Origin of the sequence: Vibrio crassostreae, assembly GCF_024347415.1 — a bacterium.
Taxonomy (GTDB): Bacteria; Pseudomonadota; Gammaproteobacteria; order Enterobacterales; family Vibrionaceae; genus Vibrio; species Vibrio crassostreae.
On record NZ_AP025477.1, the window covers coordinates 1531901 to 1547411 of the forward strand.

Sequence of the window (15511 nt, forward strand, 5' to 3'; positions counted from 1 at the left end):
GGAATAATGTTCAACATCGGTCGGGAGATACTGTCTCCCATGAACCTATTGAATCTAAACTCCAATCATTCTTAAGGTGTGTTCATGAAAAAGTTATTAGTTATTTTGGGTATTGTCTCTCTTGCAGGCTGTTCAGGTATTAGCCACAACGATGAAGTTTACACAGCGCACGCTGAGAGCTTTAACATTGTCGGTTTCCAAGTTCCAGGTAATACTCAAGACCGCGCAATGGAATTAGTGCCTGAAGGTGCAACTGTTGATACGATTCGCTCAACAAACTCTGATACGAGCTCTGTTCTGGGTATCATCAACCGTATTATCGGTATCGACTACGTTCAAGTTGGCGGTAAAAAGCAGTAATTAGCTTTAGTTACAAACCATAGTTAAGTGTCTTCGTTACGTACCTTTAATCAGTAGCCTGTACAAACTAAGTTAATCTAAGCCAGTGACCCGTCGCTGGCTTTTTTCATCCAGCAGATTTTGTGCTCTGTGCCAAAGAAGTGCCCAATCCCCCTTCCCTCTTGTAACTAACAATTCGAAAAATAAGCCTAAAAATCTTCAAATTCTTATCAAAACTGCCCTTAAAATCGCTTAACAGCCTTCAGGTTAAAATGACACTTTCAAATCGTTGATCCTTCTATCAGCTCGGAACACCTTAACTGAGGCACAGATCAATTTACTTAAGAATCTTAATTTCCAATAGAAATTAACACTTAATAAAAGTGTCATAATTTTATAAATAAAACATATAGGTGCGTTCAAAAATAAACAGAAACGATAACTATCTGTAAATACGAAAAATATAAGTTTCATGAATAAAAGAGATCATTGCCATGCTACTAATTAATCGGATCGAATGATGTAAATTCGTTGTGATAATTTTGTTACGTTTTCATGGATTTTACATGGAAAGAGAAAATAACAATGAAAATGAAAAAACGTTTAGTTGCCGTTGCTATAGCGAGTGCGATGTCTTTATCAGTACATGCAAGTGAATCAGTTAGCATCGATCAACCGATCAACTTTACTAGCTTTTCTGGGTTGAACACTCAGTTAGGCGTCAGTAACGCCTCTAGCTTTAAGATGGTAAAGGAAGTTAACCTCAAAAAGCGTGGCATCTACAAAGTTAAGATCCAACAGAACATCTGGGGAACGCCAGTATGGGGACATTACCTAAATGCCACCCAAAGTGTACAAGGTGGCGCACTTAAGTCTGTTCAAGGCAACTACCTTAAAACGACGACCCTAGAGCGATCGTTTGTTAAACCATCGATCAACAGCTCTCAAGCCGTTGAGCTTGCGAGTAAAGATCTCAAGGTTCAGGGCTTAACAAGCAAATCTTTAGATAACGTCCAGCATGAACTGTTTATTTATCAAGGTTCAGGAAAACAAGGACATGACAAAACACGCCTTGTGTACATTGTCTCTTACCTTGTCGAAGGCAGCGAACAGCCAACTCGACCATTCACCATGCTCGATGCACATACGGGCGAAGTCATCGACCGCTGGGAAGGTATTGCACACGCTCAGATCGGCACAGGCCCAGGTGGTAACGAAAAAACAGGCATGTACGAGTACGGTACCGACTACCACTACCTTGATGTCCAAGAAAATGGCACAGAGTGTGTTATGGAGTCGGAAAATGTTGTCACTGTTAACCTAAATGGCGCGACAGACGGCGACACCGTTTACAGCTATGAATGTCCTCGTAACGAATACAAGTCTGTGAACGGCGCATTCTCGCCACTGAACGACGCACACTACTTCGGTAACATTGTGTTCGACATGTATAAAAACTGGTTCGACACCGCACCACTCTCTTTCAAACTCATGATGCGTGTTCACTACGGTGAAAACTACGAGAATGCATTTTGGGACGGCAAGGCAATGACCTTTGGCGATGGTGAAAGCTTCTTCTACCCACTTGTAAGCCTAGATGTATCAGCGCACGAAGTGAGCCACGGTTTCACAGAGCAAAACTCAGGTTTGATCTACGCAAACCAATCGGGCGGCATGAACGAGGCTTTCTCTGACATGGCTGGTGAAGCGGCTGAATACTACATGAAGGGCACCAACGACTGGATGGTCGGACGCAATATATTCAAAGGCGAAGGCGCTCTGCGTTACATGGACGATCCATCACGCGATGGCTCTTCAATCAACAACGCATCTGAATACTACGATGGCTTGAACGTGCACTACAGCTCAGGCGTATTCAACAAAGCGTTCTACCATCTAGCAACTACACAAGGTTGGGACACCAAGAAAGCGTTCGAACTGTTCGTGTTAGCCAACCAAATCTACTGGTCTGAAAACAGTGATTTCTGGCAGGGCGCTTGTGGCGTGAAGAACTCAGCAACCGATCTTGGCTACAGTGCCGATGATGTTGTTTCTGCGTTCAACTTAGTGGGCGTATCCCCTTGTGGCCAACCACCACTTCCGCCAGAGCCGGAATACCAACGTCTTGAGAATGGTGTTGAAGCCGCAGTTGCTGGCGAAACAGGCTCAAAAACTTACTTCGATATCGAAGTTCCAGAAGGCCAAGACAAGCTGACGATTGATCTTGCTGTTTCCACGGGTGACCCAGATATGTATGTCGGCCTAGATTACGCACCAAGCCCTCAAGACAACATCTGTAAGAGTGAAAGCGTGACTGACGAAGTGTGTGTGATTGAGAACCCAGCCTCAGGTCGCTACACAGTGAACATTCTAGGCTACTCAGATTACGCAGGTGCAAACCTAAAAGCATCGTACGAATCAGGCAACGCTAACGTACCGCCAGTTTCTTCTTTCGAACACACCATTGTAGGTAAAGAAGTAGAGCTGCGTAGCACAAGTTCGGACAGCGATGGTCAGATCGTCTCTTACCAATGGAACCTTGGCGATGGCAGCACACAAACCGGTGAAGTGACTCGTTATACCTACGCTGAAGCTGGCGACTACGTGGTTACCCTAACCGTGACTGACGATGCAGGTGTTGCGACTTCATCAAGCAAGTCGATCACGATTGAAGGTGATTCAGCGGAAGGCTTCCCACTAAAACTGAAGTTTGGTAACAAAAACCCGAACGGCAAGGCTCGCGTTAAGCTGGCATGGGATTACGACACCAACGACTACTTCGTGATTAAGCGTAATGGCAAGAATGTTGGTGCGACAGACTTCAACTCATACGTCGACAAGTTCCGTCACAACGGCACAGTAGATGTGGAGTACCAAGTGTGTACCTCAAGCGACATCTGTTCAGAAACCAAGCACTACCGTTTCATTAAAGCGCAGTAATCAATAGCAAATTCAGGGCTCCGAAAGGAGCCCTTTTCGCGGTTATCTGTTCAGAAAATGAAACATCTACACAAAAACATCCACGTGTTACACAAAAATCACCCCCATCAACATAACAATACTCACCATAAAAAGGACGACAAATGGCTATTCAAAAAAGCATGCTAGCTTTGGCTGTACTCGGAGGCTCTTTAGCCTTAATCAACAGTACTTCGGCTTACGCATCCCTAGGCATCACACCACCAGCGAACGAAGAAGTCTGGATTACCACCGATGCTGACGCACAGCATATAATGACTCAACATGGCGCAACGGTTTATCCAAGCGTGACTGGGAACAAGCACTCCATCGTAGCTAAAATCAACCAGAAAGAGCTGGCGAAACTATCCAGCCACATGCATGAAGAAACTCACCGTTGTGGTGGCTACATGGTGCACGAAGACAAAGCAAGTGCACTCAAAGCCGCAGCGATGCCACTGACAATGAACACCTTCGAAAAACCGGTGATCAGCCATCAAGACACAGTGAACGATCTGCTATCTCAGGTCGAGCCGAACAACATGGTCACGACCATCGAAAATCTAACCAACTTCACCAACCGTTTTTATACTACTTCTACTGGTGTCGCTGCTTCAGATTGGCTTTTAGAACGTTGGGAGACGGAAATTAAAGATGTGCCTTATGCGTCTGCACGCCAGATCACGCATGCCGAATATCCGCAAAAATCCGTTGAAGTGACACTGCTTGGCGCTAAATATCCTGAAGAGATCGTCGTTGTTGGTGGACACCTTGATTCGACCGTTGGATCTTGGACAAGCGAAGGCACCATCTCACCGGGAGCCGATGATGATGCGTCTGGTATTGCGACCGTAACTGAGTCGCTTCGCCTGATGATCGCCAGTGGCATTCAGCCAGACAAGACCATTAAGTTCTATGGTTATGCTGCAGAAGAAGTCGGGCTACGCGGCTCACAAGATGTCGCCAACGCTTTAAGAGATGAGCAAGCAAACGTTGTATCGGTACTGCAATTAGACATGACCAACTACAACGGTTCAGCGCACGATATCACCTTCATCACCGACTACACCGACAGCAACCTAACGGCTTACCTGATCGAGTTGATTGATACCTACGCGAGCGACATCAGTTACAGTTTCGACCGTTGTGGCTATGCCTGTTCCGATCACGCATCATGGCACAACGTTGGCTACCCAGCAGCTATGCCGTTCGAGAGCATGTTCAACGATTACAACCCTAGCATCCACACGCAGCATGATACGATTGAGAACTCAGATCCAACTGCAACCCATGCCTCGAAATTCGCTAAATTGGCGATTGCTTATCTCGTTGAAACTAGTCTGGATTCACCTGTTGCAGGTCCAACAGAACTTCAATATGACGTCCCTGTTGAAGGACTATCCGCAGGTTACGGTGAAGAGCAATTTTTTACCCTAACAACGGAAAACGCAGGGCAATTAACCGTAACCATGACAGGCCCTCGCAGTGGCGATGCCGACTTATACGTCAAATATAACGGTGTGGTATCAAAAGCAAACTTTGACTGCCGTCCATATCAGAACAGCAGCAATGAACAATGTGTATTGAACAAACCTGCGGGTGAATTCAGCATCATGGTGCGCGGCTATCGCAACTTCAGCGATGTCTCTATCGTCGCTAACTTTATCCCTGATCTTCTCTAGGGCTGACTAGCTAAACTCAAGAATGACATGGCTCACTGCCAAAATAACAAAAAAAACGCAGCTGAACTGGCTGCGTTTTTTGTTAGGGAGACTGAGGAACTTGAGAGCCAATACTATTTTACGAAAATGAGTTAATTTAAGTGTAAATAGAGAGATTCTTTTCACCTAATAATGACCACAAATATATTGCGCTTATTTCAATCAGTGAAAACCACTCCCACATATTAACTTAAATAAAAGCTAAAATAGAAAAACCTTAATTAGATACTTCTTTATTAACTCTATTCTCTCCTCTCTATTATGGGAATCAACAACTCAGACCAGTAAGAAAGTTTAAATAAAATTAAACAAACTTTCATTTTATGATTTATTTAAAGTAAACAAATGCCATAACCTTATTTTAATTAAGGGCAATAATCAACAAGCAACCCCATACACACCAAGGCATAAGCAATAAAATCAGCAAGTAAGACCAGTTTAATTCTGGGATATTGGTTCAATAAAAATAAGCACTCGATACACCAAGTAAATAAGTAATCAATGCATTTAATAAATATTGCATATATTAATTAAATGTATATTATTCACAAATAAACCAAGCTTATACGTGAATTTTATAAGTGTTATATTATTTAAAGTTCGGACATTCGCCTGAATTATAAGAAATCTTAAAAATAATCAACACTGCTTATATTGGAACAAGTTATGAGTGCTAAACTAAAAATATTGCTTTCTATTATGGGGCTAACAGTCATGTTAATCATGACGACAAGCTTTTTAAGCTGGAAGAATTTCGAGACTTCGTCGACCGTAAGTTATAAAAAACAGTTGGGATATAAATCTCAACTTATCGCAGATACTATCGGACAGAAAATTAATCGCTACTTTGATATTTTGAAAGTAGTGAGCAATGAGCTGTCTTTCGATGAGCGTGGTCAAGTCGACACATCACGAGCAATCACAACGCTCCATAGTGCCATGAGCTCAACCAAAGTTACTAACATCTACTTTTCTCTAGCGGATGGCACTTCCTACTCGTCAAAAACCAATGGCATCATCGAAAACTTTAATGCCAAAACCAAACAACGCGAATGGTTTTTGAAAGCAATCAGAGTATCGTTGACGTCAATGACAAAGCCCGCGAGACACACAACTTGTCGGCATCAAACCAAGAGAAAGCTTCGGAACTTATTGCACTGTCTGAAAAGCTCACGCAAGCAGTCAGTACCTTTAAGCTCAGCCGTTAACCTCAACAGCATTTAATAGAAACTGATTAGGGGGAGGCAATTCCCCTAATCACAACGCCAAGGCGAAAACCTCATCTCACTGCCCGGGTGATTTGAGTAAACGATTTCTCGAAGTACCCCTACACACAACCTCTAGCTGTCTCTTTTCCATCTCGGCAAGGAGAGGCTTTTTGCTTTCTAAATTAAGCATATAACTTCACTAACAATAAGGGTAAACCTATGAAGTTAAAAAAAATAGCACTTATTACTGCTATGATTTCATCCAACGTTAATGCCTTTCAGGTCTGTAACATCGGCGACGAATATAACGTCTTGGACAGCGAAAGCTTTCATCAGATCCGACAGAAAAACTATGATGCCTTCGGTGAAGGCATTACTCCTGAAAACCTTTTCCCATCGGCGCCGGAACACATTATCGACTTAAAACCATCTCTATCCGAAGCCAGTGATATTTTGCCAGAAACCGCCACATTACTGGAGACAGGGCCAGCCCCGGCGATTGCGATTGAACCGGTAGAAGCGACACGATTAATGGAAACCTTGGGACGCTCGACCAGTGGCATGGCAAAAGGCGCGTTAGAAGCTTTGGGGCCAATTGGTGATGCGGTTGCTGTCGGCCTTTGGGCAAAAAGCGTTGCCAATAGCTTTCAAGACGAATCGCGCACCTCTTATGATAGGTTTGCCACCGTTATGGAGTTAGTCGATTGGTTTGGCGTATTAAAGCTTCCAGCCAGAGAAATGGATCGTCAAATATTGAGTAGCCGTTGGGATAGGATTGCGGCGGGTGACCATTATAGTTATCGCGTTCATGATGACCTGATTACACAGCAAGATCTAAGAGACAAAAACCATTGGGCTGAACTCGCATCCAAACAGCAGACCATGTTAAACGCAGTAGCACAAGGCTTCGCGACCGATCTTGCACTCAAATACCAACAGCATTATCAAGAAGTCGTTCAAGCTCAAACCATCATGGCAGAAGAGCTGATTACAGGTGTCGAGCATGAACTGCGCAAAACCCTCTTTAGCCAGCTTGCAATCGACCATCAAGGCTCTCGCCTTTTCGCATCAGACATTGCCTTGAGCTGTAATGAAGAAACCCAAGCATTGGCAGAGCTTTACCCTCAACAAGATGTTGAAGAAAACAATAACCGCCCACCAGCGGTGCCATCAAAGCGCCAAGCCAATCGAGCTCTTGCCAAACTCCAACACTGCCAGCAACAACTACTGGATGAAGCTATTGCCAAACTTGATGCCTTACGAGCGGGACAAATTCCAGGGCTTGACCAAGCCGCAGTGGAACAACTTTATACCCGAACGCTAGCAGCAAAGACGCAGATCATTGAAACCGCGGACAACCATGTCAATTTGCTCAAGAGTAAGTTGCAAAAAGAGATGTTTACACAAGGCGAAATCGCCGTTGAACGACTATTCCGTTCAGGCTCTGTAGAGACCATGCATAACTTCTTTAAGGCGCAAGCTGAGCGCAATGCCATTGACGAAATGACACGCAGTATTCTAGGACGCCCAGCAACGTCACAAGAAATACGCAACAAAGAAATTGTTCTCCAAAGCGGTTACAGAAAGTGCGTTCGTATTGGTATTCTCGGAGGAGACCCGAATTTTCGTGGCTGTGTCGAATATGCTTGGATACCAGCGGAAACTCGCCCGTTTAATCCATCTGAAGATACGGTTATTGCGCAAATCTATCCGCCGAATAAAGAAGCGGTGAAGCGAGTTCTTTTCGATACGTTAAGCACCTTAATAGCCGATGGCTGGAACTCAGAAGACGAGGAGCATTGGTTAGAGCAACAGATCTTGAACTTTTCTGCGCAGCAGCGCCTAAAACAACAAGCCGAATTCGATAAACAGCAGGTTTATCACTGGTTACTGGACTCCAGCGCAATGCTTGAAGGTGAATGTGGTGGCGGTAGCGCGTGTGCTGGGTGGAGCTTGTCTTACCTTCAAAAAGAGAATCTTTCACGACAAGCGTCGCTGCATTACATCAATAATTGGCACGCTAACTACTCCGGCAAAAGCGCCTATGTGCACTCAAAGCGTTATCAAAAACTTGAAAGCCTCATCGCTATCGCGCTGGTCAGTGAATGGCAGGCTAAGCAAGCGGTAGAGTTTTTTAGTTTTACTTATCCAGGCAGTGCCGATCTCGAAACTAACGCGCCATTAATTTACTCAGCACTCAAGTCTTCATCGCTAGACATTACTAACCTGCAAGGTAATACGCTACAGCTAGCGAAAGGGATCGTAAAAACTCGACTTGCGGAAGCGATAAGCGTTTCAGACAGCAACGGTGTTGAGTGGCTACATTCACAAGTGGGCCAATTCCAGCGCTACACGTCTATCATCCATTCTCAGCATATCTCTACTGGGCACTACGCCTCTGGGGAAGGTGAAGTCACCGCTCTGTTTTCAGAGATGCTGCCTGCGCACCTGATGCGCTACCTGATTTCAGACATCATCCCTGATAGCTATGATGCCCGTATCGAGCGCTCTATTGACGCCATCTTTAACCCAACGTCTGAACTCAATCAACAGCTCGATAAATTAAGTAACACCAACGAAAACTTTACCAATCAACCCGGCCGTAGCTGCATGATCTACTATCCGCACCTTAAGAGCGCACTACTTGATGTTGCGGCAGATGAGGACCTGTACTGGCTTTCACCGCTCTCTGAATGGTACGACGCCGTCACTCGACAACAACTCAATATGTTTGGTGCTCTGAAGTATGCCGTGATCAATCAGAACACTTTCGGCATTCCATGTGATTTAAGCCCTAACAGCTACCAATACCAATAAAGGGCGGACACTATGAATACTCGATTTTTCTTACTGCTCTGTTGTCTGAGCTTTACTGCCTTCTCTCAGCCGTTTGATGCGATCAAACAGCCAAACCGTTCTGAGGAAGAGGTCACCCAGCTAGCAGAAGACTTCAAAGACTGGTCAAAGGCTTCCAATGGTTGGCGCTACTCCTTCATAACTGCCAATGAAAAGGAAGCAGTAGAAGACTTTTCCATTTCCGGCTATCAGACCGCTAATGACTACCTAAGAGCAACTGACACCTCAACATGGGGTGTCGCGGGGGCGGATGCGAGGCAGTACATTCGCACGGTTAAATCGGCTCTCAACAAGCTGCCAAAATACAAAGGGACCGCATACCGAGGGACTTGGGTAAAACTATCTCTGCTTAACAAGCTCGAAGAGGGGGACGTGTTGGTCGAGTCAGCATTTACTTCAACCTCTACTCTCCCAGAAGTCGCTAAACGCTTTTCGGTAGTGCATCCCAACTCCCCACAAAGGCTCAAGCGAGTGCTGTTTGAAGTAAAGATCAATCAAGGGGGTCACACCATTGCAGGGCTTTCGGAATACAGCAAAGAAGCAGAGGTTCTGTTTGCGCCAAATGCACACTTTAGAATCACCCAGATAGAGCGAACCTCTACCCATACCTACATCGGCGTGGAAACGGTGAAGGCATCTGCCGTCAAAAACACTCAGAAATATAACCTCTATTCAGGCGAAGAAGTAGAAGCATCATTTTGGCACTCTCTCGTTTGTACATAAGCTAAGGATCAAGCAATGAAAAAATTTATTGGAGTGCTTTGCCTCTCTTTAATGACAAGTTTTTCGGCACAGAGTGAGGAGTTTCCTGAGTTTAAAGGGCGTTCACTCTCCTATCAGGCGCAACAACAAATTGCGGATGACCTGATGGATTGGGCAACGACGCACCATGTAAAAGCTGAAAAAAAGATGGTGCCTGAAGAATATTCCGCAATCAAAAACTATGGCCGAGTGGATCACGACGTGGTCAATGAATACATGCGGGCGGGAGAACCAGAAGGATATTTGTCTGAAATGTTTGGTCGCACATTAAAGTCGCGAGTCTTTCATATGCGAAATGTCATGAATAAACTTCCTAACTACAAAGGTACGGTTTATCGTGGATCATCCATCAAGAACGCACTACTCGATAAGCTCAACGTGGGTGATATTCTGCATGAGAAAGCATTTTTATCGACATCGACTCTACCAAGTGTCGCCAAGAACTTTTCTTCAGCCGGTGTTTATGAAGGTGCTTCTGCTGCTCAGTTCAAAATTGAACTCAAGTCGGCAGGTCGCGCCATTAACGCGTATACGTTCAAACCAGATGAAGCAGAAATACTCGCGAAGCCAAACACCTACTTTCGAGTAGAAGCAATTGAGCGAGTCTCACCGAACAAAAACTACATCAAGATGCGTGAAGTAAAGAACCCTGCTCGATACCTAAAAGCGGAGCCTGATATCCACATCTATGACAGTTACAGCGGTGAAGAAGTAGCACTTCGAAGTCGTAGCTCACTCTATTGCCTGTAGTGTATCGTGCACACGATTTTGTAGGCGGCTGATAAAAAAGACCATCATCAAGATGGTCTTTTTTATTACTGAGGCTAGGGCTATTTAACTGGCTGTTTTACGCATTATCTTGCCACAAATGTATTCGCCAATCGGCATTGCCGAAGTCGCTGCAGGCGATGGTGCATTACACACATGCAAGCTTCTTGGGCTTTCAGCAAACAGAAAATCATGAACCAAGGTGCCATCCTTCAGTACCGCTTGAGCACGAATGCCTGCTGGGTATGGTTTGAAATCTGACACCGTAATACTTGGGCAGTACTTATTAACCAACTTTAGATAACCCGGTTTCCACCACGAGTTCTTAAACTCAACCAAACCAGTTTTCAGGTGATTCGCAGTCACCTTCCAAAAACCCGCAAAGCTCAGCATTTGCCAAGTGTCCTTGAAACTAAAGTTAAGCTTGCCATAACCTTCTCGCTTCCAACCTTGAACCGCGTTTGGCCCTACCGTTACCGAGCCATCAATCATGCGTGTTAAATGCACGCCCAAGAAAGGCAACTCTGGGTCTGGGATTGGATAGATAAGGTGATTCACCACTTGGTTGTGTTTGGCATCAAGCTGATAGTATTCACCGCGATAAGGCACGATTTGGAAGTCGGTTTCAATGCCAAGCATGCTGGTCATTCTATCCGCCATCAAACCAGAACAAGTGATCAAAAATCGACTGTTGAGCTGTAGAGTCTGCCCATCCACTTTGCACGTTAACTGCACCTCATCTTCTTGCTCATCCGCCATAATCACTTCCGTGCCGAGGCTGAGCTTACCACCCGCTTCAACAAACTTTTGAGCCATCACTTCGGTGACTTTTTTGTAGTCGACGATACTGGTGGTTTTGACATAAATCGCGCCCAAGCCCGTGATGTTCGGCTCTGCAAGTTTCAACTGCGCTTGATCCAAGAGGTCGACATCAATGTCGTTATCGTGGCAACGCTGATAGAGCGCGTTCATGCGCTTCACTTCCTGCTCATTAGTCGCGACCAACAACTTACCGCAGTTTTCAACGGGAATATCGTGTTGGCTACAAAAGGCGATGGTGCGCTCGACGCCACGCTTACAGAAATCCGCCTTTAAACTGCCTGGAGCGTAGTAAACGCCTGCGTGAATCACACCACTGTTGTGGCCAGTTTGGTGCTGCGCAAAGCCGCGCTCCTTCTCGACTAAAAGGATACTTTTATCAGGGTGAGCTTGTTGTAATTGCCATGCGGTCGATACGCCAACAATGCCACCACCAACGATAATATAGTCGTATATTGAGTTCATAATATTCCTACACTCAGTCCTTTTAGTTATAGGGAAGCCGCGACAGCGTTAGACCCGGTTTGAGGCAATTTTGACTCCTCACGTTCTTGTTCCTTTTTCACTTGATTAGAATCGTATTTGCGGCCGCTGTAGACAAAAATGCCAACAAACAGCGCCACACATACCAAGCGGATCACGATCGACACATCAGGCCAAACCAAAGCGACCCCCAATGCAATCAATACAACACGAAGAACGAGATTGATTTCACTTTCTAGGTAACCCTCAATCGCTGCGATAAACGCGTACGTACCGATAATAGCAAAGCCACCGGTAACCAAAACCGAGGTCACATCCCAACTTACCAAGTTGGTGTAAGCGATAAGCAGTGGCACCAAATACAAACCTTTGGCGATCTTCCATGCCATTAAGCCCGTTCTCATTGGCGGCGTTTTAGCAATCGTCGCTGCCGCAAAGGCGGTTAAACAAACCGGTGGCGTCACGTTACTATCTTGCGATAACCAGAATATAATCAGGTGTGCAGAGAGCAGAGCAAGGCTGATCGCTTCCAAGCCTAAGCTTTGTTCAAGCAGCGTTTCCACAAAATCAGCGGGCACTAACGCAATCAGTTCTTTTGCGGTTTCCAAAGCCATAGGTGCATTAAGCAGTTCCAGCTTTTCTGGCGCTGCCAACATGAAGATCGCTTTCGCCTGTTCAGGTAACTGACCCGAAACCAACAGGTCAAGTAATTGGCTTTCAGCAATCAACTTGTACAAAGCGGGAGCAGATAGAGTACCCAACACGATATAAGCCGCAGTTACGGGCAGGCCCATACCGAGAATCAAAGATGCCAGCGCGATCAAGGCAATCATCACCAACAAGTCACCATTGGCCCAACTATTGATCATCAACGAGAAGGTGTTACCAATACCAGTCGTGCTGATCACGTTGATAACGAGGCCAATACCTACCAACAACACCGCCGTAGTCGCCATGTTTTTCGCGCCTTGAGAAAGCGCTTCGATGATCGCCTTTGGTCCCATTTTATGATTTTTGGAGAACCACGAAGCAACAACTACCGAAATGATTGAGATACCCGCAGCGTACGTCGGCGTAAAGCCCTTCACTAACAGAGTCACTAACACTGCTAACGGGATCAGGTTGTGCCAACCTGACAGTAATACCTTCAACAGCGGTTCACAGCCAGAAGTGACCTTTTGGACACCACTACGCTTTGCTTCAATACGCACGAAAAAGGCCACCGACAAAAAGTAGATAAGCGCAGGAACGAAGGAAACCGCAATGATATCGACATAAGGGATCTGCGTGTAAGACGCCATGATAAACGCACCTGCGCCCATCACAGGTGGCATCAACTGCCCACCCGTCGATGCAGCTGCTTCCACACCCGCGGCAAAGCGCGAAGGGAAACCCGCTTTTTGCATCAAGGGAATACTGATTACGCCAGTAGAAACCGTATTTGCCACACTCGAACCGGACACTGAGCCCATCAAGCCAGAACCAATCACCGCAATAAAGCCAGGGCCACCAATCACTTTGCCCGCGGCGGCGCGAGACACATCAATAATGTAATCACCAACGCCCGATCGCACTAAGAATGCGCCAAATAGGATAAACATGAACACGAAGGTCCAGCTGATTCTTGAGATAGAACCGAACATCCCTTCTGATGAGTAAAAGCTTCGGTAAAGCAGTGTTTCAAGGCTCAAGCCCGGAAAATGGAAGATGCCGCTGGTCCATTGTCCCCACAGTACTACGTAGCTCAAACACACTAAGATAAGCACCGGAATAAACCAGCCCATGGTGCGTCGAATCAGCTCAATAACGATGGTAATGGCCAAGATAGAAAAGAACCAATCACTGGCGATAAACTTCACGCCTCGCTCATACAAAGCATCTTCTGCAAAGGGGATGTAGATAAGACAAGCCAGAGCTGCCAAAGCGATTCCGATATCGACCGCCAGAGCGATCTTGCTCTTTTTCAGCGAGATATGGGCGGGATACCAAAGTGCACAAATGATCGCAAAGCCAGCAAAGTGGGTCGCCGAGATCCAAAGCTCTGGCAAAGTAGATAAGGTGTTAAACCAAATGTGTAATAGGGAGAGGACTACTCCCATTGTCGTTATCGCTTTGCCCACCCACGGAAAATCCGTTCGGGTCGGCAGTTCAAATTTTTTCAGTTCCTGCTGCAGCGAATCGCTCATAGAAAACTCCTGCTCTCCACAGCCAAACGCGCAGAGAAAATCCATAAAGTGAGGTGGTGCACGAACGCGTTCTCTAGCGAACGAGCACCAAGCAATTAAGTCACGAAGGGTCAGTGGACAACCAATAACTTGTCGGGAACTAGCTAGTTGACGATCAACTCAGAAGGGATATCGATACCCATTTCTTTATAGTAACGAGCCGCGCCCGGGTGAAGCGGAACAGGAAGGCCTGCAATCCCTTTATCGAGTGCCATTGCTTTGGTTGCTTTGTGGATACCTTGTAGGAAAGGTAGGTTTTCATAGATAGCCTTGGTTAGCTGGTACACGTCTTCTTCAGAGATGTCTTCACGAACCGCTAGGAAGTTAGGTTGAGCGATGGTGGTGATTGGCTTATCTACACCCGGGTAAGTATTTGCAGGGATTTCATATTTTGTCCAAATATTGTAATCACCGTTCGCTTGTTTAATTTGAGTATCGGTAAACGACAGGATTTGAATGTCTTCACCCAAGGCTGCAAACGCTTGAGTCACCGCGCCAACAGGTACGCCTGCAGGCGTGTTCATGCCATCAATCGTGCCATTCTGTAGTGCGCTCGCACTGCCGCCGTACCCCATAAAGGCAAGTTTAAATTGTTCTGGGTCTACGGACAGGCCTTGCATGATCTGACGGCCCGAGTTCTCGGTACCTGAGTTTTTCTTACCAATAGAGAATTTCTTACCGTTCAGGTTCTCTAAGTCGCTCACAGTGCCTGTTTTGGCTAAGTCAGAGCGCACAATGAAGTGTTCTACGTTTTGCCATAACATGGACACCGAACGAAGCTGTGTTTGTTGACCTGATTTCTTATATGGACCTAGCCCTTGCCACGCCCACGCGCCATACAAACCTTGTAAAATGGCAAACTGTGCTTCGTTCTCATTCAGCAGTTTTACGTTTTCACCCGATCCCGCAGAGCTGATCGCGGCCAAAGAGAAGTGCTGCTTGGGTGCAAGCTTAACTTTACTCAATGTTGCCAAAGCGACGCCCACTGGATAGTAAGTCCCCCCCGTTGAGGCCGTCGCTAAAATGTAGCTGCGATCCTCTTGAGCTGAGGCATTGCTGATAAGGCCGATAGAGGCCATTGCGATTGCTAAAGTTTTAACTAGCTTGTTGTATTTCATTATTACTCTCCATGTAGAGTTATTCACGTTATATTTTTGTTAACAACGATTGCTAGAAAGCAAGCACAATGCCAAAATTCAAGCTATTGATTTAATTGAGTTTAAATAAAAAGATCAATAACAGTAGGCGGATTACTGCTTATTCAGTGCAGATAGCATGAGCCATTTTTTGCTCATTAAAAACAGGTAGTAACATCTATATAAAGTTAGCCACATCACACTTTACGTGAGAAATGTGACCAACAGTTATAAAA

General features: G+C 45.6%; 10 protein-coding genes. 7 read left to right on the plus strand and 3 right to left on the minus strand.

Annotated elements, in window-relative coordinates:
- The first annotated feature begins 84 nt into the window (after positions 1-84).
- The 7 genes from OC193_RS22560 (at position 85) to OC193_RS22590 (ending at position 10594) form a co-directional block, all read left to right on the plus strand.
- The gene (locus tag OC193_RS22560; RefSeq protein ID WP_048664464.1) at positions 85-360 is read left to right on the plus strand and encodes a hypothetical protein; all 276 of its coding nucleotides are present in this window, start codon (positions 85-87) and stop codon (positions 358-360) included.
- A gap of 564 nt (positions 361-924) precedes the next feature.
- On the plus strand, positions 925-3279 hold the full coding sequence (locus OC193_RS22565) for a M4 family metallopeptidase (protein WP_048664463.1): 2355 nt from the start codon (positions 925-927) through the stop codon (positions 3277-3279).
- A 143-nt stretch (positions 3280-3422) separates the two neighbouring features.
- Complete coding sequence (locus OC193_RS22570; RefSeq protein ID WP_048664462.1) at positions 3423-4979, plus strand: M28 family metallopeptidase; 1557 nt, start codon at positions 3423-3425, stop codon at positions 4977-4979.
- Positions 4980-5684: 705 nt separating this feature from the next.
- Positions 5685-6242, plus strand: coding sequence for a cache domain-containing protein (locus OC193_RS22575; RefSeq protein ID WP_048664461.1), 558 nt, complete (start codon positions 5685-5687; stop codon positions 6240-6242).
- A 203-nt stretch (positions 6243-6445) separates the two neighbouring features.
- Positions 6446-9043 carry a hypothetical protein gene (locus tag OC193_RS22580; protein ID WP_048664460.1) on the plus strand — a complete coding sequence of 866 codons (2598 nt, stop codon included), beginning with the start codon at positions 6446-6448 and terminating at the stop codon, positions 9041-9043.
- A 12-nt stretch (positions 9044-9055) separates the two neighbouring features.
- Positions 9056-9805: an ADP-ribosyltransferase gene (locus OC193_RS22585; RefSeq protein WP_048664459.1), complete on the plus strand. Its 750-nt coding sequence runs from the start codon at positions 9056-9058 to the stop codon at positions 9803-9805.
- A 15-nt stretch (positions 9806-9820) separates the two neighbouring features.
- Positions 9821-10594, plus strand: coding sequence for an ADP-ribosyltransferase (locus OC193_RS22590; RefSeq protein ID WP_048664458.1), 774 nt, complete (start codon positions 9821-9823; stop codon positions 10592-10594).
- An 84-nt stretch (positions 10595-10678) separates the two neighbouring features.
- Here the strand turns inward: OC193_RS22590 and lhgO are convergent, their stop codons facing one another.
- The 3 genes from lhgO to OC193_RS22605 form a co-directional block, all read right to left on the minus strand.
- Positions 10679-11896: an L-2-hydroxyglutarate oxidase gene (gene lhgO, locus OC193_RS22595; RefSeq protein ID WP_048664457.1), complete on the minus strand. Its 1218-nt coding sequence runs from the start codon at positions 11894-11896 to the stop codon at positions 10679-10681.
- Between the two features lie 26 nt (positions 11897-11922).
- On the minus strand, positions 11923-14100 hold the full coding sequence (locus OC193_RS22600) for a TRAP transporter permease (protein ID WP_048664456.1): 2178 nt from the start codon (positions 14098-14100) through the stop codon (positions 11923-11925).
- 143 nt (positions 14101-14243) lie between these two features.
- Positions 14244-15257, minus strand: coding sequence for a TAXI family TRAP transporter solute-binding subunit (locus tag OC193_RS22605; RefSeq protein ID WP_048660487.1), 1014 nt, complete (start codon positions 15255-15257; stop codon positions 14244-14246).
- Between the last annotated feature and the right edge of the window lie 254 nt (positions 15258-15511).

Coding starts and splice junctions, on each gene's coding strand:
- OC193_RS22585 (WP_048664459.1), top strand. CDS start 9,056: ATGAATACTCGATTTTTCTTACTGCTCTGTTGTCTGAGCTTTACTGCC.
- OC193_RS22565 (WP_048664463.1), top strand. CDS start 925: ATGAAAATGAAAAAACGTTTAGTTGCCGTTGCTATAGCGAGTGCGATG.
- lhgO (WP_048664457.1), bottom strand. CDS start 11,896: ATGAACTCAATATACGACTATATTATCGTTGGTGGTGGCATTGTTGGC.
- OC193_RS22580 (WP_048664460.1), top strand. CDS start 6,446: ATGAAGTTAAAAAAAATAGCACTTATTACTGCTATGATTTCATCCAAC.
- OC193_RS22590 (WP_048664458.1), top strand. CDS start 9,821: ATGAAAAAATTTATTGGAGTGCTTTGCCTCTCTTTAATGACAAGTTTT.
- OC193_RS22560 (WP_048664464.1), top strand. CDS start 85: ATGAAAAAGTTATTAGTTATTTTGGGTATTGTCTCTCTTGCAGGCTGT.
- OC193_RS22600 (WP_048664456.1), bottom strand. CDS start 14,100: ATGAGCGATTCGCTGCAGCAGGAACTGAAAAAATTTGAACTGCCGACC.
- OC193_RS22605 (WP_048660487.1), bottom strand. CDS start 15,257: ATGAAATACAACAAGCTAGTTAAAACTTTAGCAATCGCAATGGCCTCT.
- OC193_RS22570 (WP_048664462.1), top strand. CDS start 3,423: ATGGCTATTCAAAAAAGCATGCTAGCTTTGGCTGTACTCGGAGGCTCT.
- OC193_RS22575 (WP_048664461.1), top strand. CDS start 5,685: ATGAGTGCTAAACTAAAAATATTGCTTTCTATTATGGGGCTAACAGTC.